The following is a 21,814-nucleotide window of genomic DNA, read 5'->3' on the forward strand; positions in this document are numbered from 1 at the left end:
AAAGATGGACCCGATTGTGATCGTTGGCATGGCACGCACGCCGATGGGCGGCTTTCAAGGCGCATTGAGTGATGTGACCGCCGCCGATTTGGGGCGCGTGGCGATTGAGGCTGCTGTGGCCCGCGCAGGCCTTGCCTCTGAAGCGGTGGAAGAGGTGATCATGGGCTGCGTTTTGCCCGCAGGCCAAGGCCAAGCGCCCGCCCGGCAAGCCAGCCTTGGCGCGGGGCTGCCGCTGTCTGCCGGCTGCACCACCATCAACAAGATGTGCGGCTCGGGTATGAAGGCCGCGATGTTCGGCCATGATCTCTTGGCGGCAGGCTCGGCGCAAGTCGTGCTCGCAGGCGGGATGGAGAGCATGAGCAATGCCCCTTACCTGTTGACTAAAGCGCGCGGCGGCTACCGGATCGGCCACGGGCAGGTGATGGATCACATGTTCCTTGATGGGCTTGAAGACGCTTATGAACAGGGCCGCCTCATGGGCACCTATGCCGAGGATTGCGCGGAGAGTTTTGGTTTTACCCGCGAGGCGCAGGATGCCTATGCGATCACCTCGCTCACCCGCGCGCAGGCCGCAATTGAAACGGGGCATTTCGTGGGCGAGATTGCCCCGGTCACGCTTTCCACTCGCAAGGACGAGACGGTGGTGGCGGAGGATGAACAACCCGGCAAAGCGCGACTCGATAAAATTCCCACCCTCAAACCCGCCTTCCGCAAGGATGGCACGGTGACGGCGGCAAATTCCTCCTCCATCTCCGATGGCGCGGCGGCGCTGGTGCTGATGCGCGCCTCTGAGGCGGAAAAGCGTGGCCTCACCCCGCTTGCACGTGTGCTAGGCCATGCCACCCATGCCGATAAGCCAAACCTCTTCCCCACCGCGCCGATTGGCGCGCTGAAAACGCTTTCGGCCAAGCTTGATCTTGATCTGGCCAAGGTGGACCTTTTCGAGGTGAACGAGGCTTTTGCCGTGGTCGCGATGGCGGCCATGCAGGCGCTTGATCTGCCGCATGATAAGGTCAACATCCACGGCGGGGCCTGCGCACTTGGCCACCCAATCGGCGCCTCTGGCGCGCGGGTGCTGGTGACGCTTCTGGCCGCGCTGAAAACGCATGGGCTGAAAACCGGCGTCGCAACGCTGTGCATCGGCGGCGGCGAAGCAACGGCGATGGCGGTGGAGTTGATGTAACGCATGACAGCCGGGGGCTTCCCTCCGGCCTTGCGAGGCAGGCCTGGCCGATTCTATCCCGCATCCCTGCCAAGCGGCAATGAAATGTCCGCCACCCCGCGCGATCAAGCAATATTGCAAGGCTTCGCCATTGGCATTCGGTAACACCCTGCGCTAGAAGGGCTGCAATTCATGCCGCCCGGAGGATCCCATGCCGCATTATCGTTCCCGCAAATCGACCCATGGCCGCAACATGGCCGGTGCCCGTGGCCTGTGGCGCGCGACCGGGATGCAAGATGGCGATTTCGGCAAGCCGATCATTGCGGTCGTCAACTCTTTCACGCAATTCGTGCCCGGCCACGTCCACCTGAAGGACCTTGGCCAGATGGTTGCGCGCGAGATTGAAGCGGCAGGCGGCGTTGCGAAAGAATTCAACACGATCGCCGTCGATGACGGGATCGCGATGGGGCATGACGGCATGCTTTATTCGCTCCCCTCGCGCGAGGTGATCGCTGACAGCGTCGAATATATGGTCAATGCCCATTGCGCCGATGCGATGGTGTGCATTTCCAACTGCGATAAAATCACCCCCGGCATGCTGATGGCCGCGATGCGGCTGAACATTCCGGTGATCTTCGTGTCGGGCGGGCCGATGGAAGCGGGCAAGATCAACCCCGATGTGATCGCCCATGACATCGACCTGATCGACGCGATGGTCGCTGCCGCCGACGACAAATACACCGATGAGCAAGTGGCCGAGATTGAGCGCGCCGCCTGCCCGACCTGTGGCTCCTGCTCGGGCATGTTCACCGCAAACTCGATGAACTGCTTGGCCGAGGCGCTGGGTCTGGCGCTGCCGGGCAACGGCTCGATGCTCGCCACCCACGCCGACCGCAAAGAGCTGTTCTTGGAAGCGGGTCGCAAGATCGTTGAGATCACCAAGCGCCATTACGAAGGCGAGGAAGCGGGCCTCCTGCCGCGCGACATCGCCACCTTTGAAGCGTTTGAAAACGCGATGAGCCTTGATATCGCGATGGGCGGCTCCACCAACACCGTGCTGCACCTGCTCGCCATCGCCTATGAGGGCGAGGTGAATTTCACCATGGACGATATCGACCGCCTGTCGCGCAAAGTGCCGGTTTTGTGCAAGGTCGCGCCCGCCGTCTCGCATGTGCATATGGAAGATGTGCACCGCGCCGGTGGCATCATGGGGATCTTGGGCGAGATGAATCGCGCGGGCCTGTTGCATGCCGATTGCGGCACCGTGCACAGCAGCTCGATGGGCGAAGCCATCGCCACATGGGATGTGATGACCGCCAATGACCCGGCGGTGGATAGCTTCTATCGCGCCGCGCCGGGTGGTGTGCGCACGACCGAGGCGTTCTCGACGCAAAACCGCTATAAAGAGGTGGATCGCAACCGCGAAACCGGCGTGATCCGCTCGGCTGAGCATGCCTATTCCAAAGATGGCGGTTTGGCGGTGCTCTTTGGCAATATCGCGCTCAACGGCTGCATCGTGAAAACGGCAGGCGTGGACGACTCGATCCTGAAATTCTCGGGCAAGGCCAAAGTCTTTGAAAGCCAAGATGATGCCGTTTCCGGCATTCTGACCGGCAAGGTGACCGAGGGCGATGTGGTGGTGATCCGCTTTGAAGGGCCGCGCGGCGGGCCGGGCATGCAAGAAATGCTCTACCCGACGAGCTACCTCAAATCCAAAGGCTTGGGCAAAAAATGCGCCCTACTGACCGATGGCCGTTTTTCGGGTGGCACCTCGGGCTTGTCGATTGGCCACGTTTCGCCCGAAGCCGAAGAAGGCGGGCTGATCGGCCTTGTTGAAACCGGCGATATGATCGAGATCGACATCCCGAACCGCACCATCCAACTGGCCGTAGCCGATGATGTGCTGGAAGCGCGCCGCGCCGCCAAAGGCCCGCTGCCGTGGAAACCCGCCGCGCCGCGCACCCGTGCCGTGTCGACCGCGCTCAAGGCTTACGCGCTTCTGGCCTCTTCGGCGGCGAAAGGCGGCGTGCGGATTTTGCCGAAATAAGGCTAAGCCTACGAATGATGAAAAGGCCCCGCCAAAGCGGGGCCTTTTGTTTTGGATAACGGGCAATGCGTTACTGCACCTTGCTCCAGTTTTGCTTGGCGCAAATGAGCCCCCCGGCCACGCAGCCCGAAAGCTTCATCGATGCGCCCGAAAGCGCAATTTTCCCGATGTAAATTTTGTTGTTCGAGGGCCGCCAGACCTTGCCCTCATATTTACCGCCCCCCGCAGGCACCATGTCGATCACGATCTGCTTGCCGACATTCGGGGATTGATATTCCCCATCCGCGTTGAAGCTTTTGACAATCGTGCCGCAATAGGCCGCGCCGCAGGGCGCAATCTTCACATGGGCATAGGCCCCGTCATCCGGCTGTGTCTTCCACAGCCCTTCAATCGGGTCGGCCAGCGCAGCCCCGGCGAAAAGGCATAACACCCCCGCCATCAAAATGGATTTCATTCCTCTCTCCTCCCGCTTTCGCTGGGGCCATTGCGCCATCAAAGTGGTGTCCGCGCAAGCCCGATATCGCGGCGCGACGTGGCGTTGAGACGTCTTGGCAAGCGCCCCCGCGCATGGCAAGAGGCGCACAACCCCGCCACAGACAGGAGCCCGTGATGATCCTTTACCCGGCAATCGACCTTAAAGATGGCCAATGCGTGCGGCTGCTGCATGGCGAGATGGATAAGGCCACGGTCTTTGGCGATGACCCGGCAGCGCAAGCGGCAAAGTTTGAGGCTGCGGGCTGCGAATGGGTGCATCTGGTGGACCTGAACGGCGCTTTCGCGGGCGCGCCGGTGAACGGCGCGGCGGTCGAGGCGATCTTGGCGCGGATCAAAGTGCCCGCACAGCTTGGCGGCGGCATCCGCGATATGGCGACGATTGAACGCTGGCTTTCCAAGGGCCTCTCGCGCGTGATCTTGGGCACCGTGGCGGTGGAGAACCCCGCGCTCGTGCGCGAGGCGGCGAAAGCCTTCCCCGGCCAAGTGGCGGTGGGGATTGATGCGCGCGGCGGCAAAGTGGCCACCAAAGGCTGGGCCGAGGAAACCGATGTGATGGTGACCGACCTTGCGCAAAGCTTTGAAGATGCCGGCGTGGCGGCGATCATTTACACTGATATCATGCGCGATGGCGCGATGACTGGCCCGAATATCGAGGCGACCGAAGCGCTGGCGCGGGCGGTTTCGATCCCCGTTATCGCCTCGGGCGGCGTTTCGTCGCTGCCCGACCTGATCGCCCTGCGCGACACCGGCGTGATTGCGGGCGCGATCTCGGGCCGCGCGATTTATGACGGCGCACTCGATCTGACGCAGGCTTTGGCCGCATTGAAAGCGTAAAAAGGCTGGGGGCGCTGCCCCCAGACCCCCGAGATATTTGGACAAAGTCGAAGACCGGAAGCTTTTCCGTTTCAACTTTGCGCAAATGTCCACGGGGGCGCGAAGGGTCCAGAGCGCCCCTTCTTCTTGGCTTCCTGCACGCTGCCCGCTAGTAAGGCTGCAAAGGAGTCTCTCCATGCTCAAAACGCGTATCATCCCCTGCCTCGACGTGGCCGATGGCCGCGTGGTCAAAGGCGTGAACTTCGTCAACCTGATCGACGCAGGCGACCCGGTCGAGGCCGCGAAGGCCTATGACGCGGCAGGCGCGGATGAGCTCTGTTTTCTTGATATTCACGCCACGCATGAAAACCGTGGCACGATGTTCGATCTGGTGACCCGCACCGCCGAGCAATGCTTCATGCCGCTGACGGTAGGTGGCGGGGTGCGCACCCATGAAGATGTGCGCGCACTGCTTTTGGCGGGGGCCGATAAGGTCAGCTTTAACTCCGCCGCCGTCGCGAACCCCGATGTGATCGCCGAAGCCGCCGACCGCTTTGGCGCGCAATGCATCGTTTGCGCGATTGATGCCAAAACCGTCGAGCCGGGCCGGTGGGAGATCTTCACCCATGGCGGGCGCAAGCCCACGGGCATTGATGCGGTGGAATTTGCCCGCACCGTGGTCGCCAAAGGCGCGGGGGAGATTTTGCTCACCTCAATGGACCGCGACGGCACCAAGGCGGGCTTTAACTTGCCGCTCACCCGCGCGATTGCCGATGCGGTGGATGTGCCGGTGATTGCCTCTGGCGGCGTGGGTACGCTTGATCACTTGGTTGAAGGCGTGACCGAGGGCCATGCAAGCGCTGTGCTCGCCGCCTCGATCTTCCATTTCGGCACTTACACGATTGGCGAGGCCAAAGCCCATATGGCCGCCGCCGGCATCCCGATGAGGCTTTCATGACCACGCTTTCCCGCCTTGCCGCCACGGTTGAATCGCGCAAAGGCGCGGACCCGGACAGTTCGTGGACCGCGAAGCTCTTCGCCAAAGGCCCCGAAAAATGCGCCGAGAAATTTGGCGAAGAAGCGGTGGAAGCGATCATTGCCGCCGCCAAAAACGACCGCGAGAACCTCGTTTATGAAGCTGCTGATGTGCTTTACCACCTTGTGGTGATGCTGGCCGCGCGGGATATTCCTTTGGATGAGGTGCTGGCCGAGCTTGAACGGCGCGAGGGCACCTCGGGTATTGCGGAAAAAGCCGCGCGCGGCTGAGCGTCGCGCGCCAGCCCCTTCAAAAGACTTGCCGAATCCCCCCTTCCCTCGCAGGCTGCGTGAAAGGGGAAGGGGAACCGCATGACAGCTAAAGGCTATTGGATCGGCCATGTGACAGTGGACGATCCCCAAGGCTATCAGGCCTATCGCACCGCCAATGCCGCCGCGTTTGAGAAATATGGCGCCAAGTTTTTGGTGCGCGGCGGCGAGATGGAAGTGGTTGAGGGGGATCTGCGCCCGCGCACCGTGGTGATTGAATTTCCGTCACTCGAAGCGGCGCGCGCGTGCTACCTCAGCCCCGAATATCAGCATGCGCTGTCACTGCGCACGCCGATTTCGGAAGCCGATCTTTGCATTGTCGAGGGCTGGCTCGGTTAGCCGATCTGCCCGCGCTGACCGCCGGTTTGCGCGCGATCCATGAGCAGGTGATCCAAAATCACACAGGCCATCATCGCCTCGGCCACCGGCACGGCACGAATGCCGACGCAGGGGTCGTGGCGGCCTTGGGTGACCACTTCTACCGCCTCACCCGCCGTGTTGATCGAGCGGCGCGGCGTCAGGATTGAGGAGGTCGGCTTCACCGAGAAACGCACCACAATCGGTTGCCCGGTGGTGATGCCGCCCAAAATCCCACCCGCGTGGTTTGACAGATATTCCGGCCCGTTCGGCCCCATCACGATCTCATCGGCGTTTTCGGTGCCGGTAAGCGCCGCCGCGGCCATGCCTTCGCCGATTTCCACGCCTTTCACGGCATTGATCGTCATCATCGCGGCGGCCAAATCGCTGTCCATCTTAGCATAGATCGGTGCGCCGAGCCCCACAGGGCAGCCCGTCGCCACCACCTCAACCGCGGCCCCGACCGAGTTTTGGCCTTTGCGCAGCGCCGAAAGATACTCGGTCCACTCCGCCACCGCGCTCGCATCGGGCAGGAAGAACGGGTTGTTCAAAATCTCACCCGCATCGAATTTGCTGCGATCAAGGTGCTTTTCACCCATCTGCACCATATAGCCGGTGATGGTCAGTTCCGGCACCAGCGCATTCAGCACCGCCTGCGCCACGCCGCCCGCCGCGACACGTGCCGCCGTTTCGCGTGCGCTCGAGCGCCCGCCGCCGCGATAATCGCGGATACCGTATTTCTGGTGATAGGTGATATCGGCATGGCCGGGGCGGAACTGCCGCGCAATCTCGCCGTAGTCTTTGGAGCGTTGATCGGTGTTTTCGATCATCAATTGGATCGGCGTGCCGGTCGAGCGGCCTTCGAAAACGCCCGACAAGATACGCACCCGGTCGGGCTCTTGCCGCTGGGTGGTCATTTTCGATTGGCCGGGGCGGCGACGATCCAAGAAGACCTGGATGAACTCTTCGGAGATCTCGACGCCGGGCGGGCAGCCATCCACCGTCGCGCCAAGCGCAGGCCCGTGGCTTTCGCCCCAAGTGGTGACCCGGAACAGATGACCGAAGGTGTTGTAGCTCATGACCGCCTCCCTTTGGCTTTGCCATAAGCTATGGGGCCGCGCGGATAAAGGCGGAAAGTGGCGCAGCCGCGCGCGCAAGGCCCCGCCGCAAAGGAAAAGGGCGCCCACAGGCGCCCTTCCCTAAACGATCACGCGAATGCTTATTGCAGCGCCGCGTCGGTGATTTCGAGCGTGTAAGCGCCCGAGGGTTCTTGGGTGATGACCGGGTCAGAGCCGCCGCCCAGAAGCGTCGCCACCGTGCGCTCATAGTCCGCCACATCCAACGCGCCGTTCGAGCCAGCGGTCAGTTTCGCCACTTCGCCCATCATGCGCTTTTGATGCTGTTCGGTTTGCGCGCCGGTCTCGTCATTGTCGAGCACGATCATCGCGGCTTCATCCGGGTTCGCTTCGGCGTCTTTCCAGCCCTTCATCGAAGCGCGCACGAATTTGACCATCGTTTCTTTAAATGCCGGATCGGCCAGACGATCTTCCATCACGTAAAGCCCGTCTTCGAGCGTGGCGACGCCCTCGTCTTCATATTTGAAGGTCACAAGGTCATCGGCCGAGATGCCCGCGTCGATCACCTGCCAATATTCGTTATAGGTCATGGTGGAGATACAAGCCGCTTGCTTTTGCAACAGCGGATCGACGTTGAAACCTTGCTTGAGCACGGTCACGCCGCCCTCAGAGCCATCGGTCGGGATGCCGAGTTTCGACATCCAGCTCAGGAACGGGTATTCGTTGCCAAAGAACCAAACGCCGAGCGTCTTGCCTTTGAAATCCTCGGGCGAGGTGATGCCATTTTCGGCGAGGCAGGTCAGCATCATGCCCGAATGCTTGAACGGTTGAGCGATGTTCACAAGCCCCAGCCCCTTTTCACGCGCGGCCAAAGCGGCGGGCATCCAGTCGACGATCACATCGGCGCCACCGCCCGCAATCACCTGCTCGGGCGCGATATCAGGGCCGCCGGGCAGGATTTCGACATCAAGCCCTTCTTCTTCATAATAGCCTTTTTCGGCGGCGACATAGTAGCCCGCGAACTGGGCTTGGGTCACCCATTTGAGTTGCAGTTTCACCGATTCCGCTTGCGCGCCACCGGCCATCAGCGCAAGGGCGGCGGCCCCCAGCATCAGTTTTTTCATGGTTCACACTCTCTCTGTTGGACCCGAGCTTTGCGCCCGGTTGGTTGATTTCTTTACTTGCCGCGTTGCGACGGGTGCCAGAAGGTTGCGGCCTTCTCGATCATGGCAATAAGCCCATAGAACCCCGAACCGGCCAAAGCCGCTACGGTAATTTCGGCCCAGACCAGCGGCAGATCAAGCTGGCCCACAGCGGTGGAAATACGGAACCCCATGCCACGGGTGGGCGAGCCAAAGAACTCCGCCACGATCGCGCCAATCAGCGCAAGCGTGGTGGCGATTTTCAGCCCGTTGAACAAAAACGGCAGCGCGGCAGGCAGGCGCAATTTCACCAGTGCCTGCGGGTAAGAGGCCGACCAAGTGGCCATCAGATCGCGGCTGAGCGCATCAGTCGCGGCGAGGCCCGCGACCATGTTCACCAAGACCGGGAAGAAGACCATCACCACCACCACGGCAGCTTTGGATTGCCAATCAAAGCCAAACCACATCACCAAGATCGGCGCGATCCCAACGATGGGCAGCGCAGCGACGAAATTGCCCACCGGCAACAGCCCCCGTTGCAAAAATGGCGAACGGTCCACCAGCACGGCCACCACAATCGCCGCGCCGCAGCCAATCAGATACCCCGCAAGCGCGCCTTTCAGGATTGTTTGGCTAAAATCGCCCCACAAAAGCGGGATATTCGCGCCAATGGCGGTGGCAATATCGGTGGGTGCGGGCAAGATCACCGGGCTCACATTGAGCCCCCGCACCAGCCCCTGCCACAGCACCAAAAGCGTGATGCCAAAAAGCGTGGGCACCAGCGCCTTGACCCAGCCCGCTTTCGGGTAGCGGTTGGCCAAGAACGAGTTCGCGGCCCATGCGGCGCACCAGAAGACGATGGCCCCCCATCCGACCGCGCTCATTGTGCCATCCCCTTGCGTTTCAGCGTGATGCGCTCCACCACCCCAACGACCAGCACCAAAAGCGCGGCCAGAATGGCGGCGCCAAAGAGCGCGGCCCAGATTTGGATCGTTTGCCCGTAATAGCTGCCCGAGAGCAGCCGGGCGCCAAGCCCCTGCGTCGCGCCCGCAGGCAGTTCGGCCACGATTGTGCCGACAAGTGCTGCGGCGATGCCCACCTTCAGCGAGGCAAAAAGATAGGGCATCGAGGCAGGCAGGCGCAGCTTCCAAAAGCCCTGCGCATCCGAGGCATTATAGGTGCGCAAGAGATCAAGCTGCATCGCATCGGGCGCACGCAGCCCCTTCACCATACCCACCAGCACCGGGAAGAAGCTCAGATAGGCCGCGATAATCGCCTTCGGCAGCATCCCCTTAATCCCGAGCGAAGCGAGCACCACAATCACCATCGGCGCAATCGCCAAGATCGGGATCGTTTGGCTCGCAATCGCCCAAGGCATCACGCTCATATCCATCGCGCGACTGTGCACAATGCCGACGGCCAGCAAAATTCCCGCGATCGTGCCCAAGCCAAAGCCCGCCATCGTGGCCGAGAAGGTAATCCAAGCATGATAAACCAAGCTACGCTTGGAGGTGATCTTTTGCCCGGCGATGCCGTCCCAAAGCCCCTTGGCCACCTGATGCGGCGCGGGCAGAACCGGGCGGTCTTGGGTCAGCGTATCGGAGACCATTTCCGAGAAGCTGACCTCAACGCCCGCGCGGGCAGCTTGATCATAGGTCCATTGGCTGTTGAGCCTAACGGCACCCGCATACCAAATCACCACAATCGCGGCGAGCACGGTGAGAATGGAGAGAAGCTTAGCCATGCCACGTCCCCCGAAGACCGATCACAAGCGCCGCGAGAGGCAAGACCATCAACCCGCCGCTGGTCAGCATGACATCGCGCGCATCCGAGCAGTTTCCAACGCTCATCCCAAACTGCGCGCAGTGCTGATTGAAGAAATCTCCTGCCGCAGCTGCGAAAAATACGGCGAGGGGGAGCGCCCCAATCACCCCGAAACCCGTGAAGAGCCCGAAAAGGAGGAGGTGCCCCCGTCCTCTCCCCGTCTGCGTTCCGCGCAAAACCTTAATCATAGGCATGCCCCGCGCGCAGGCCCTCGCGCACCCGATGCGCAATCGCCAAAAACTCTGCGCTGTCGCGAATATCGAGCGGGCGCTCTTTCGGCAGCGTGCTTTCGATCACATCCGTGATCCGGCCCGGACGCGGCGACATCACCACGATCTTAGTGGAGAGATAGACCGCCTCGGGGATCGAATGGGTGACAAAGCCAATCGTCTTGCCCGTTGTGGCCCAAAGCTTGAGAAGCTCCTCATTCAGCCGATCACGGACGATCTCATCCAGCGCGCCGAAAGGCTCATCCATCAGCAAAATATCGGCATCAAAAGCCAGCGCCCGCGCGATTGAAGCGCGTTGCTGCATGCCGCCCGAAAGCTGCCACGGGAACTTTTTCGCAAAGCCTTGCAGGTCCACCAGCGAGAGCACTTTTTCAACACGTGCCTCTCGATCTGCCTGCGTATAGCCCATGATTTCCAGCGGAAGTTTCACATTTCCCGCAATGGTGCGCCAAGGGTAGAGCCCGGCGGCTTGGAATACATAGCCATAGCTGCGCGCCTTGCGCGCCTCCTCCGGCGAAATGCCATTCACCGTCAAACTGCCCGAAGTCGGGTGTTCCAGCGCCGCGATGCAGCGCAGGAAAGTGGTTTTGCCGCAGCCCGAGGGGCCGATGAATGAGACGAAATCGCCCCGCTCAATCGACAGGTTCACATCTTTGAGCGCCTGCACGGGGCCGTCATTCGTCTCAAAAATGAGGTTGAGGTCTTTGGCGTCGATCACTGGGCTGCGCATCGTTGGCTTTTGTCCTTTTTCTTAGACGCCCGAGGCCGGAATGCCTGCCCGCACCACCGGACGCGGCGCAGAGAGTTCCTTCCACGTAGAGAGCGCCTTGTTGACCGCGCCCATCGGTTCGCGGGCAACAAACTCACCATGCCCTTCGCGGCTTTGTACCTTACCCTCGGCCACAGCAACCACGCCGCGGCTCAGCGTATAGCGCGGCAGGCCTTTGACCTCTTTGCCCTCAAAGACGTTGTAATCAATCGCCGATTGCTGCGCACTGGCGGAGATCGTTTTCGAGGCTTCCGGGTCCCAAACCACCAAATCGGCATCGGCGCCAACGAGCACCGCACCTTTCTTGGGATACATGCCCATGATCTTGGCAATATTGGTCGAGGTCACGGCGACAAACTCGTTCATCGTGATCCGGCCCGTGCCGACGCCATAGGTCCAGAGCATCGGCAGACGGTCTTCAAGCCCGCCGGTGCCGTTCGGGATTTTGGTGAAATCGCCAACACCATAGCGTTTTTGTTCGGTGGTGAAGGCGCAGTGGTCGGTGGCCACACAAGACAGCGTGCCCGAAGCCAAACCGGCCCAGAGGCTGTCTTGGTGCTTTTTATCGCGGAAGGGGGGGCTCATCACGCGCCGCGCGGCATGGTCCCAATCTTGGTTGAAATATTCGCTGTCATCGAGCGTGAGGTGCTGAATAAGCGGCTCTCCCCAAACGCGCTTGCCGTTCATTTTCGCGCGGCGAATGGCTTCATGCGCCTCTTCACAGGAGGTATGCACCACATAAAGTGGCACGCCTGCCATATCGGCGATCATGATCGCGCGGTTGGTCGCCTCGCCCTCCACCTGAGAGGGCCGCGAATAGGCATGGCCCTCGGGGCCGTTATTGCCCTCTGCCAACAGCTTGGTGGACATTTCCGCGACGATATCGCCGTTTTCAGCATGCACCATCGGCACCGCGCCCAGTTCGGCGCAGCGCTTGAAGGAGGCGAACATCTCATCATCGTTCACCATCAGGCTGCCTTTATAGGCCATGAAATGCTTGAACGAGGTGATGCCATGCTCCACCACTTTCGGCATTTCCTCAAACACTTGCTGGCCCCACCAAGTGATCGCCATGTGGAAGGAATAGTCGCAATGCGCGCGGGTGGATTTGTTGTCCCAGACCTTGATCGCATCCAAGAGCCCCTGCCCCGGCGCGGGCAGCGCAAAGTCGATCACCATCGTGGTGCCGCCCGCCAAAGCCGCACGGGTGCCGCTTTCAAAGTCATCGGCCGAATAGGTGCCCATGAAGGGCATCTCAAGATGGGTATGCGGGTCAATCCCGCCCGGCATCACATAGCAGCCCGTAGCGTCAATCACCTCATCGCCCACAAGGCCTTGGCCAATGGCGGCAATCTGCCCGCCTTCCACCAAGACATCGGCCTTATAGGTCAGATCGGCAGTGACGATGGTTCCGTTTTTGATGACTGTGCTCATGGGACACTCCCTGAAGGTCCGGCCTTCGACTTTGTTCAAATATTCTTGGGAAGCTCCGGGGGCTGCCCCCCGGATGCTGGTTATTCGACGACTTCGGCAGTCTCAAGCACTGCATGCAAGAGCACATCGGTGCCCGCCGTCGCCCATTCGGGGCTGATGTCTTCAGCCTCGTTATGGCTGAGCCCATCGACACAGGGGCACATGACCATCGTGGTCGGCGCAACTTTGGCCGCCCAGCAAGCATCATGGCCCGCGCCCGAGACCAAGTCGCGATGCGTATAGCCCAGTTTTTCCGCCGCGCTGCGCACCCGCTCCACCAGTTCCGGCGTGAAGGTCACCGGGTCAAAATGGCCCACGGGTTCCACCGCACAGCCCACGTTCAACTCGGCGCAAATTTCGGCCGCGCGCGTCTCAATCTCGGCCCGCATCCGGTCAAGTTTCTCTTGATCGGGGGTGCGAATATCGACGGTAAAGACCACCGTCCCCGGCAGCACGTTGCGCGAATTGGGGCTGAATTGCATCTGCCCCACGCCGCCCACGGCATTGGGCTGGGCCGCCATCGCCACCTCTTGCACCATTTCCAGAATGCGCGCCATCGCAAGGCCCGCATTGGTGCGCATGTTCATCGGGGTGGAGCCGGTATGGGCTTCTTTGCCGGTGAGCGTGAATTCCAGCCACCAAAGCCCTTGGCAATGGGTCACCACGCCAACGGTCTTGTCTTCGGCCTCCAAGATCGGGCCTTGCTCGATATGCAGTTCAAAATAGGCATGCATCTTGCGCGCGCCGACTTCTTCCTCGCCCTTCCAGCCGATGCGCTCCAGTTCCGCGCCAAAGGTCTTGCCCTCGAGATCGGTGCGGCCATAGGCGTACTCAAGCGTATGCATCCCCGCAAAAACGCCCGAGGCGAGCATAGCGGGCGCAAACCGCGCGCCTTCTTCATTGGTCCAATTCGTCACGACAATCGGATGCTTGGTCTTGATGCCGCGATCATTCATCGTGCGCACCACTTCAAGCGCACCCAACACGCCAAGCACCCCGTCAAATTTGCCCCCCGTGGGCTGCGTATCAAGGTGCGAGCCCACATAGACCGGCAGCGCATCCGGGTCTTCACCCGGCCGCGTCATAAACATCGTGCCCATCTGATCAACACCCATCGTCAGCCCGGCCTCATCGCACCATTTCTTAAACAGCGCGCGGCCTTCGGCATCGGAATCGGTAACGGTCTGGCGGTTGTTGCCGCCTGCCACGCCGGGGCCGATCTGTGCCATCTGCATCAGGCTGTCCCAAAGGCGTGCGGAATCGATACGGAGGTTTTCTCCGGGTGCAGACATCTGTTTTCTCCCTGCCGGTGCGGGGCTTATGCCCTCTGGCCGAATCTTTTCTGACCGATTGGTCAGAGGAAACAGGCCATGTTCAACCGCCCCGGTCAATGACCTTCCCATGACGCAGCGCAGCATATCGCTGCGCAATCAGTCGCATGCGCAAAAAATAGGCAAGGCAGGCCACAAGCACAAAAAACCCCGGCAGATTTGCCGGGGTTTTGTGCATTTAAAGGGGGATAGCCACCTCAGTCGAGTGTTTCGAGGACGTCTTTGAGGGTGCCGATGAGGGTATCGATATGGGTTTTTTCGATGATCAGCGGCGGCGACATGGCGATGATGTCGCCGGTGGTGCGGATCAAGATGCCTTTCTCATAGGCTTTGAGGAAGGCGCTGAAGGCGCGCTTCGTCGGTTCGCCCGCGATCGGCTCCAGTTCCACCGCGCCAATCAGCCCCTCGTTGCGGATGTCGATCACATGGCGGGTGCCTTTGAGCGAATGCAGCGCCTCTTGCCAGTAAGGCGCAAGCTCCGCCGCGCGCTCGAACAGGCCCTCTTCTTTATAGGTCTCAAGCGTCGCCAAGCCCGCCGCGGCGGCCACCGGGTTGCCCGAATAGGTGTAGCCGTGGAAGAGCTCGATCATATGCTCGGGGCCTTGCATGAAGGCATCATGCACCTCGGCCGAGGTCAGCACCGCGCCCATCGGGATAACGCCGTTGGTCAGGCCCTTGGCGGTGGTCATGAGGTCCGGCGTCACGCCGTAATGCTGCGCGGCAAAGGGCGCGCCCAAACGGCCATAGCCAGTGATCACCTCGTCAAAGATCAGCAAGATGCCGTGCTTTTGGGTGATCGCGCGCAGTTTCTCAAGATAGCCCTTGGGCGGCAAGAGCACGCCCGTTGAGCCCGCCATCGGCTCCACAATCACCGCGGCGATGGTTTCCGCGCCATGCAGCGCAACAATCCGCTCCAACTCATCGGCGAGGGTCGCGCCATGCTCCGGCTGGCCTTTCGAAAAGGCATTTTGGCCCGGCAAATGCGTATGCGGCAGGTGGTCCACGCCATTGAGCAAGCTGCCAAACATCTTGCGGTTGGTGACAATGCCGCCCACCGAAATGCCGCCAAAGTTCACCCCATGATAGCCGCGCTCGCGGCCAATCAACCGCGTGCGGGCACCTTCGCCACGCGCGCGGTGGTAAGCAATGGCGAGCTTCAGCGCGGTTTCGACCGATTCCGAGCCGGAGTTGGTGAAGAACACATGCTCCATCCCCTCGGGCGCGATGTCGATGATCCGGTTGGCCAGCTCAAACGCCGCCGGATGGCCCATTTGGAACGCGGGGGCATAATCGAGCTCCACTGCCTGTTTGGCGATCGCTTCCGAGATTTTCGGGCGGCAATGGCCCGCGTTGCAGCACCACAGCCCCGCGGTGCCATCCAGCACTTGGCGGCCTTCGGCGGTCGTGTAATGCATGTCTTTGGCACCCACAAACATCCGCGGCGCCTTTTTAAATTGGCGGTTGGCGGTAAAGGGCATCCAGAATGCGTTCAAATCATTGGGCGTCTTGCGGTCGAGCGCCATGGGTCTCTCCATGCGAGTGAGGGGGTGGGGCATCCGGGCGGTTTGACCACACGGTCAGGCGCAGGCTAACATCGGCGCGCGCGGCGTCAAGCGGGGGTGAGCGGCGGCGCGCAGCCGGGGGCACAAAGCCCCCGTTGAAAAGTAAAATGGAAACAGGGGCAGGGTCAGAACAGCATGGCGGAAGAGACGGCAACCGGGGCCAGCAAGGGCGGGGCGCGGCCCCGCACGCGCATTCAACAGCGCAACACCGAGGCGATCTTGGAAGCGGCTTTGGAGGTGTTTTCGGCGCAGGGCTTCCGGGGCGCGACGCTCGACCAGATCGCCGCGGAGGCCGGGTTGTCGAAACCCAATCTGCTTTATTATTTCCCCTCGAAAGAGGCGATCCACCTCGCGCTTTTGACCAGCCTTTTGGATGATTGGCTCGCCCCCCTGCGGGAAATGACCGGCGCGGGCGATCCGCGTGAAGAGCTGATGCGCTACATGCGCCGCAAGCTTGCGATGAGCCGGGAGATGCCGCGCGAAAGCCGGCTCTTTGCCAATGAGATTTTGCAAGGCGCGCCGCGCATGGGGGCGATGCTGGGCACGGAGCTCAAAGCCTTGGTCGATGAAAAGGCCGCGCTCATCCGCGCCTGGACGGAGGCGGGCCAAATCGCCCCGGTTGACCCGCATCACCTGATTTTCTCGATCTGGGCACTGACCCAACATTACGCCGATTTCGACGTCCAAGTCCGCGCCGTCCTCGGCCCCGGTCACGACCCGTTCGCAGAAGCCGAAACCTTCCTCACAACCATGTTCGAAAGACTGCTGAAGCCCTAGGGCTTAGTCTTCTTCTGCCGGGCCAAAGCCGCCGGTCGAAAGGCTGCGCGGCGCGCGATGTTGGCGCAGGCTCGCGATCAATTCCTCGATCTCAGCGGAACAACTAGGGCAGATCACATAGGAGACCGCCTCGGGATGCTGGGCCCCCAAATCCTCGGGAGGTGCCCACACGCCCTCAAGATCCGTGCGCAATGGATGGTGCACTGCGCCACAAAAAGAACATTTCTGCGCATCTGCGGCGCGGTCCGCATGCCAATGCGGCAAGGGCTCTTCGAAGCTGCGCGCATCCCGCAGATCATGCACCAAAAGCACCCGCTCGCCCCGCATCGGCTGGATTGTCAATTGGAACCGGCGCAGCATCTGCGGGCTATCGCAACGGTAATCAAGGCGAAGCGGCCGCGCCTCTTCCCGCACCGCAGAAATCAGATCCGCCAAAGCACTGCGTGTGGTTGCACCTGCGACGTGATCCAGAAGCCGCGTCGACAAAACACCATTCGCGCGCGCACCCGATCCCGCATTGGCCAAGGCGAAATCGTCCCATTCCCCGCCGATCCAGAGGATGCGGAGCAGGTCGTCGACAACATAATAAACCTGCTGGAACTTCAAGACAAAATCCGGGTGCGAGAACCCGTGCGGGCGGCACGGTATGCCACCCGACTGTCACACGCCGGTTCGCCCGAAGGCAAGTCCTGTCTTCCGGGTCAGCGTGTTTTCGCTAGGCCCGGTGAAGCTGATGCACATCCGCGCTGGGGCGCAAAGCGCCAAGAGCGGTCTTGCGAATATCCTCTGCCGTGAGCCCCGCCCAGGCATACATTTCAGCGGGAGACCCATGATCGACAAAATGATCGGGCAGCGTCATGGTGCGGATCGCGCGGCCTTTTTCGAGTTGCCCAGTGCGGGCAAGGTAATGCAGGACCATCGCGCCAAAGCCGCCCATCGCGCCTTGTTCAAGCGTGATAAAGACCGGGTGGCTGTCGATCAGGCGATCGATCAAATCGGTGTCGAGCGGGCGCGCGAAGCGGGCATCGGCCACAGTGACGGAAACGCCATCCGCAGCAAGCATCCCTGCGGCTTTGAGCGCCTCAGACAAATGCGCGCCATAGGAAAGAAGCGCCACGTCGCTGCCTTCTTGCAGAACCCGGCCTTTGCCGATTTCAAGCACTTCGCCGCGTTCGGGCATGTCCACCCCACGGCCCTCGCCGCGCGGATAGCGTAGTGCCAAAGGCCCGGCATCATGTTCAACGGCGGTGACGATCATATGGCAGAGTTCCGCCTCATCTGCGGCGGCCATCACCGTGAAATTGGGCAGGTTCGCGAGCATAGACACGTCATAGGCGCCCGCATGGGTCGCCCCGTCTTGGCCCACAAGCCCGGCGCGGTCGATCATGAAGCGCACCGGCAGATTTTGCAGAGCCACATCATGCACGATCTGGTCATAGCCGCGCTGCAAGAAGCTCGAATAGAGCGCGCAAAAGGGTTTGAGGCCCGAGGCCGCCATGGCCGCCGAGAAGGTCACGGCATGTTGTTCGGCAATCCCCACGTCGAAGACGCGATTCGGGAAGCGCTTGCCCATCACATCAAGCCCGGTGCCAGTGGGCATCGCCGCCGTCACCCCCACAATGCGCGGGTCTTGCGCAGCCTCTGCCGTCAGACGCTCACCGAAAACAGCGGTGTAGTTCGGGGCATTCGCGACCGATTTCTTCTGCTTGCCGGTCTCGATATCGAATTTCGAGACACCATGCAGCTTGTCTTCGGCACCTTCCGCGGGCGCATAGCCTTTGCCCTTGGTGGTGCACACATGGATCAAAACCGGGCCAGAGGCACGGGCACGCGCCACGCGCAGCGTCTCGACCAGCTCATCCATGTTATGGCCATCAACCGGGCCAATGTAATCAAAGCCCAACTCTTCAAAGAAGGTGGCCCCGCCGGGCATAGCGGTGACGATCTGGCGGGCACGGCGGGCGCCGTCGCGCACCGGGCCGGGCAGATGCATTTCGATCCCTTCGGCGGCGGCTTTAAGCGCAGCAAAAGGCGCCTGACGACCGATCGTGTTCAAATACCGGCTCAGCGCGCCCACCGGCGGCGCAATCGACATGTCGTTGTCGTTCAGGATGACGAACATCCGGGTTTTGAGGTGGCCCGCGTGGTTGAGCGCCTCATAGGCCATGCCTGCGGTGATCGAGCCATCGCCGATAATCGCGACCGCATCGCCCACCGGCTGGCCCACTTCACGGCCAACGGCAAAACCAAGTGCGGCGGAAATTGAGGTCGAAGAATGGCCCGCGCCAAAGGGGTCATGCGGGCTTTCGGAGCGTTTGGTGAAACCCGAAAGGCCCCCGGCTTGGCGCAGGGTCAACATTTTCGAGCGGCGCCCGGTCAGGATCTTATGCGGGTAGCATTGGTGCCCCACATCCCAGATCAACTTGTCACCGGGGGAATTGAAAACGGCATGCAGCGCAACGGTGAGTTCGATCACGCCCAGCGATGACCCAAGGTGCCCCCCCGTCTGGCTCACGATCTCGACGGTTTCGCGGCGGACCTCTCCGGCGAGGGCGGTCAGCTCGGCAATGCTCATCGGTTTGAGATCGGCCGGACCGGTCACGCGGTCAAGATACGGGGTGCGGGAAGGGGTGTCGCTCATGGCTGCGTCCTCCGATGAGCTGGTATTGATCAAAAATGGTGCCGTGTGGTGTGCCGCACGGCACCAAGGTGCCTGTGTTCACAGGGAAGGGATCGGGGCCATGTGGGGACCCCAACATTCCCGAGCCAAGGCCCGGAAACGGGAACCGGCCGCCAATGCACAAAGGCAAAGGCGACCGGAAAGCTTGATCAGGCGATCTCGGTGACCGACACAACCTCAAGGGCGGTGTATGGCGACGGAGCCTGTTTCGAACGTTCGGGCAAGAACATGCCAACGAAGTACGAGAAGAGGAACAGACCAAGCAGGAAGCCCACGAAGATCGAGGCAAGCGCGGCGCCCCAAGTCATCTGACGGCCAATCCAAAGACCCATCTTGAACTTGTTGCCTGCAGAGAAGTCATACGGTTTATCAAACATGATCACTTCCCCTTAGTTGACCGGCGCATAGCCGTGGGTTTGAGCCCAGACATACCAGTTGTCGACGACGGTGCCCGAAAGCAGGATCCCGATGCCGCCCGTCAGGGTGACCATAACGGCCATCCAAAGCGCCCAGCGGTGGATACCTTCCATGGTGGCGTTGAAGCCCATGGTCCAGCGCCAGAACAGAGCCGCACGTTCCGAAGCGGTGCCGCGGTCACAGATCTGTTCGAGTTCGCGTTCCCCACCGAAGCGGCTGACGGCAAGGATCGTTGCGCCGTGCATGGCGAACAGCAGAGCCGAGCCATAGAGCGCCGCGATCGAAAGACCGTGGAACGGGTTGTAGAACAGGTTGCCGTGGTCGAGCGAGAACTGGTTGGTCCAGTCTAGGTGCGAGAACACGCCGTAGGGCACTGCGTGGCTCCAGGAGCCCATCATGATCGGGCGCCAGAAGGACAGAACCGACCACAGCCACATCGCCGAGAGCATCGCCCAAGCCATGTGTTTGCCCATGCCGAGTTGTTCGGCGCGGGTGTAAACGCGCACCCACCAGGTGATGACCGAGATCGCCATGAAGATCGAAGCGATCTGCCACACACCACCTTCACCGAGCGGCGCAAGGGCAAGGCCCCATTCTTCCGCCGGCGGCTCAAGGCTGAAGAAGAACAGGTCGCGCATGAACACGGCCGGGTTGAAGCCCGCCTGGTAGAAGAACCAGAAGCCGATGGTCATGAACCACGCGATCCCGAAGGCAAGCGAGACGGTGCCCGCGATGCCAAGGTAGATCGGACCGATCTGAGCGTTGCCCATCCAGCCCAGAATGGACATGAAGCCAGCGCCAGTACGTTCGGAAGTGTCGACCTGTTCGGTGAGCCCGAGTTCGGGCTCCCCCTTCACTTGCACCTGAGCAAAGTAGTTTTGATACTCAACCATTGATGCCTCCCGCGACGTCGACCCAGAAGGGCATGTTGACCCACCAGTACCACCAGTCACTCCACAGATCGAAGTAGATGGTGCCAGTCACGAGCATGCACATGGCCGACCAGAACACCGCATTGAGAGCGAGCAGCAGACCGACGCGGTGAATGCCGAGCGTGCCGAGCGAGTAGCCAATGAGGTCACGGAAATAGGTATCTTCGTGATCAGGCGAGCGCATGGTTTTGCCCTTCACCGGGTTGGCAGCCGAGAGCACGAGCGCGCCGTGCATGGCCAAGGCCCAAGCGGTGGTGAAGAACAACGAGATCCCCAGCATGTGGAACGGGTTGTAGTGGAAGTTCCCGTAGGTGTAGCCGGTGTTGGACACCCAATCGAGGTGGGTCCAGATCCCGTAGGGGAAAGCATAGCCCCAAGCACCCATCATCACCGGGCGGATAACCACCAGGGTGACATAGGCAAAGATCGCCATCGAGAAAGCGATCGGAATATGGTAGCCGATGCCGAGTTTTTTGGAGATTTCCACCTCACGCAGCGCCCAGCTGCAGAATGCGCCGATGGCGCAAACGGTGATGACCTGCCACAGCCCACCTTCGGCGAGCGGTGCCATGCCAAGGCCCACGTCAACCGACGGAGGCACGATGGAAATCAACTGCGGGTTCCACGTGCCTTGCAGCGCAGCCCCCCACAGAATGAGAATTGTACCGAGAGCGGCGAAGAAGATGGCAGTAACCCCGAAGAACCCCACGTAGAAGGGTCCGACCCAGAAGTCGAAGAGATTCCCGCCAACTAAGGTGCCGCCCGGCACGCGATATTTTCGTTCGAAGCTGAGCAAAGCCATGCCCGTGTCTCCGCTGTTGCGGGACGGTCCTTAGCCCGGCGAAAGGCTCCGGATCGTGCCGATGGGTTGCGTCTTGCGGTATGATCGCGGGCGGGACGGCATGCGCCCCGCCCGCGATGCTTTCTAGCGCTTACTGGGACGCAGCCACGTAGCCATGTTTGGCCGTGGCAACCGTGAGCCAGTTGAAAGCGGGGGTCGAGAGCAGGATCAAGTGGATCAGCACCGCGAGAAGGAACAGGAACACGCCCTGCGCCACGAACACGCGACGGGGATCGAAAACGAGCCAGATTTTATAGAACTTGGACATTTTCAGATTCTCCTCAGAACCACGGACGCCAGATGAAGACCGCCAAGTGAGCGAGAACCGCAACGGCGACGAACGCCGAGAGACCGCTCATGTAGACGGCATGCAGTTCCTGCGCCTGCTCGTCGCTAAGACCTGTGAAGCTCAGGTCGTTCTTATCAGCCATAACAACCTCCGGATTGGCAGACTGACGCCGCAACCCCTGCGGCCGGGTAGACGAAATGGCACCATGCCATCTCGCATTTCCGCCATGACCGAGGCTCATCCCCGCTCATGGAGAACTTTCATCCGACCGGTGGGCGCAACCCGTCGGGAA

General features: G+C 61.3%; 23 protein-coding genes. 7 read left to right on the forward strand and 16 right to left on the reverse strand.

The window, feature by feature from the left end:
* Positions 1–4: 4 nt before the first annotated feature.
* The gene (locus CRO18_RS00965; protein ID WP_212710043.1) at positions 5–1,183 is read left to right on the forward strand and encodes an acetyl-CoA C-acyltransferase; all 1,179 of its coding nucleotides are present in this window, start codon (positions 5–7) and stop codon (positions 1,181–1,183) included.
* 190 nt (positions 1,184–1,373) lie between these two features.
* Entirely contained in the window at positions 1,374–3,209 is a 1,836-nt protein-coding gene (gene ilvD, locus CRO18_RS00970; protein ID WP_097080746.1) for a dihydroxy-acid dehydratase, read from the forward strand.
* Positions 3,210–3,279: 70 nt separating this feature from the next.
* Here ilvD and CRO18_RS00975 read toward each other — a convergent pair whose 3' ends face one another.
* Complete coding sequence (locus CRO18_RS00975) at positions 3,280–3,663, reverse strand: DUF2147 domain-containing protein (RefSeq protein ID WP_076484240.1); 384 nt, start codon at positions 3,661–3,663, stop codon at positions 3,280–3,282.
* Between the two features lie 155 nt (positions 3,664–3,818).
* Between CRO18_RS00975 and hisA the strand changes: the two genes are divergently transcribed.
* The 4 genes from hisA (at position 3,819) to CRO18_RS00995 (ending at position 6,161) form a co-directional block, all read left to right on the forward strand.
* Positions 3,819–4,538 (forward strand): 1-(5-phosphoribosyl)-5-[(5-phosphoribosylamino)methylideneamino]imidazole-4-carboxamide isomerase, encoded by a 720-nt coding sequence (gene hisA, locus CRO18_RS00980; RefSeq protein WP_097080747.1) that lies wholly within the window; start codon positions 3,819–3,821, stop codon positions 4,536–4,538.
* Between the two features lie 175 nt (positions 4,539–4,713).
* The gene (gene hisF, locus CRO18_RS00985) at positions 4,714–5,475 is read left to right on the forward strand and encodes an imidazole glycerol phosphate synthase subunit HisF (RefSeq protein WP_097080748.1); all 762 of its coding nucleotides are present in this window, start codon (positions 4,714–4,716) and stop codon (positions 5,473–5,475) included.
* The gene (locus tag CRO18_RS00990; protein WP_076484243.1) at positions 5,472–5,783 is read left to right on the forward strand and encodes a phosphoribosyl-ATP diphosphatase; all 312 of its coding nucleotides are present in this window, start codon (positions 5,472–5,474) and stop codon (positions 5,781–5,783) included. The genes hisF and CRO18_RS00990 overlap by 4 nt, the downstream gene beginning before the upstream one ends.
* Positions 5,784–5,864: 81 nt before the next feature.
* A complete protein-coding gene (locus CRO18_RS00995) occupies positions 5,865–6,161 on the forward strand; it encodes a DUF1330 domain-containing protein (protein WP_076484244.1) in 297 nt (98 codons plus the stop codon).
* Here the strand turns inward: CRO18_RS00995 and aroC are convergent.
* The 8 genes from aroC to CRO18_RS01040 all read right to left on the reverse strand — a co-directional run bounded on the left by aroC (position 6,158) and on the right by CRO18_RS01040 (position 15,547).
* The gene (aroC, locus tag CRO18_RS01000) at positions 6,158–7,258 is read right to left on the reverse strand and encodes a chorismate synthase (protein WP_097080749.1); all 1,101 of its coding nucleotides are present in this window, start codon (positions 7,256–7,258) and stop codon (positions 6,158–6,160) included. The two genes, CRO18_RS00995 and aroC, sit on opposite strands and share 4 nt — an antisense overlap.
* A gap of 140 nt (positions 7,259–7,398) precedes the next feature.
* Entirely contained in the window at positions 7,399–8,379 is a 981-nt protein-coding gene (locus CRO18_RS01005; protein WP_076484246.1) for an ABC transporter substrate-binding protein, read from the reverse strand.
* A gap of 53 nt (positions 8,380–8,432) precedes the next feature.
* Positions 8,433–9,281, reverse strand: a complete 849-nt coding sequence (locus CRO18_RS01010) for an ABC transporter permease (protein WP_097080750.1) — start codon at positions 9,279–9,281, stop codon at positions 8,433–8,435.
* The gene (locus CRO18_RS01015) at positions 9,278–10,141 is read right to left on the reverse strand and encodes an ABC transporter permease (RefSeq protein ID WP_097080751.1); all 864 of its coding nucleotides are present in this window, start codon (positions 10,139–10,141) and stop codon (positions 9,278–9,280) included. Before CRO18_RS01015 ends, CRO18_RS01010 begins: the two co-directional genes overlap by 4 nt.
* A 260-nt stretch (positions 10,142–10,401) precedes the next feature.
* Positions 10,402–11,181 (reverse strand): ABC transporter ATP-binding protein, encoded by a 780-nt coding sequence (locus CRO18_RS01025; protein WP_097080753.1) that lies wholly within the window; start codon positions 11,179–11,181, stop codon positions 10,402–10,404.
* A gap of 21 nt (positions 11,182–11,202) precedes the next feature.
* Positions 11,203–12,654 carry a dihydropyrimidinase gene (gene hydA / locus CRO18_RS01030; RefSeq protein WP_097080754.1) on the reverse strand — a complete coding sequence of 484 codons (1,452 nt, stop codon included), beginning with the start codon at positions 12,652–12,654 and terminating at the stop codon, positions 11,203–11,205.
* A gap of 80 nt (positions 12,655–12,734) precedes the next feature.
* The gene (locus CRO18_RS01035) at positions 12,735–13,985 is read right to left on the reverse strand and encodes a Zn-dependent hydrolase (protein ID WP_097080755.1); all 1,251 of its coding nucleotides are present in this window, start codon (positions 13,983–13,985) and stop codon (positions 12,735–12,737) included.
* Between the two features lie 236 nt (positions 13,986–14,221).
* Positions 14,222–15,547 carry an aspartate aminotransferase family protein gene (locus CRO18_RS01040; RefSeq protein WP_097080756.1) on the reverse strand — a complete coding sequence of 442 codons (1,326 nt, stop codon included), beginning with the start codon at positions 15,545–15,547 and terminating at the stop codon, positions 14,222–14,224.
* A 174-nt stretch (positions 15,548–15,721) separates the two neighbouring features.
* Here CRO18_RS01040 and CRO18_RS01045 point away from each other — a divergent pair, with 174 nt between their 5' ends.
* The gene (locus CRO18_RS01045; protein ID WP_097080757.1) at positions 15,722–16,363 is read left to right on the forward strand and encodes a TetR family transcriptional regulator C-terminal domain-containing protein; all 642 of its coding nucleotides are present in this window, start codon (positions 15,722–15,724) and stop codon (positions 16,361–16,363) included.
* A 3-nt stretch (positions 16,364–16,366) separates the two neighbouring features.
* On the opposite strand, the gene CRO18_RS01050 is transcribed toward CRO18_RS01045, so the two are convergent.
* The 7 genes from CRO18_RS01050 to pufB all read right to left on the reverse strand — a co-directional run bounded on the left by CRO18_RS01050 (position 16,367) and on the right by pufB (position 21,664).
* Positions 16,367–16,969, reverse strand: a complete 603-nt coding sequence (locus CRO18_RS01050; protein WP_097080758.1) for a hypothetical protein — start codon at positions 16,967–16,969, stop codon at positions 16,367–16,369.
* A gap of 109 nt (positions 16,970–17,078) precedes the next feature.
* Positions 17,079–19,004, reverse strand: a complete 1,926-nt coding sequence (gene dxs / locus CRO18_RS01055) for a 1-deoxy-D-xylulose-5-phosphate synthase (RefSeq protein ID WP_097080759.1) — start codon at positions 19,002–19,004, stop codon at positions 17,079–17,081.
* Positions 19,005–19,192: 188 nt separating this feature from the next.
* Entirely contained in the window at positions 19,193–19,420 is a 228-nt protein-coding gene (gene pufX, locus CRO18_RS01060; RefSeq protein WP_076484814.1) for an RC-LH1 core complex protein PufX, read from the reverse strand.
* Between the two features lie 12 nt (positions 19,421–19,432).
* Complete coding sequence (gene pufM, locus CRO18_RS01065; RefSeq protein ID WP_076484815.1) at positions 19,433–20,353, reverse strand: photosynthetic reaction center subunit M; 921 nt, start codon at positions 20,351–20,353, stop codon at positions 19,433–19,435.
* Entirely contained in the window at positions 20,346–21,194 is an 849-nt protein-coding gene (pufL, locus tag CRO18_RS01070) for a photosynthetic reaction center subunit L (RefSeq protein WP_076484816.1), read from the reverse strand. The genes pufM and pufL overlap by 8 nt, the downstream gene beginning before the upstream one ends.
* Before the next feature lie 130 nt (positions 21,195–21,324).
* A complete protein-coding gene (gene pufA / locus CRO18_RS01075) occupies positions 21,325–21,501 on the reverse strand; it encodes a light-harvesting antenna LH1, alpha subunit (RefSeq protein WP_076484817.1) in 177 nt (58 codons plus the stop codon).
* A gap of 13 nt (positions 21,502–21,514) precedes the next feature.
* Positions 21,515–21,664 carry a light-harvesting antenna LH1, beta subunit gene (pufB, locus tag CRO18_RS01080; RefSeq protein ID WP_076484818.1) on the reverse strand — a complete coding sequence of 50 codons (150 nt, stop codon included), beginning with the start codon at positions 21,662–21,664 and terminating at the stop codon, positions 21,515–21,517.
* Between the last annotated feature and the right edge of the window lie 150 nt (positions 21,665–21,814).

This window comes from Rhodobacter sp. JA431, assembly GCF_900217725.1.
Classification (GTDB): domain Bacteria; phylum Pseudomonadota; class Alphaproteobacteria; order Rhodobacterales; family Rhodobacteraceae; genus Rhodobacter; species Rhodobacter aestuarii.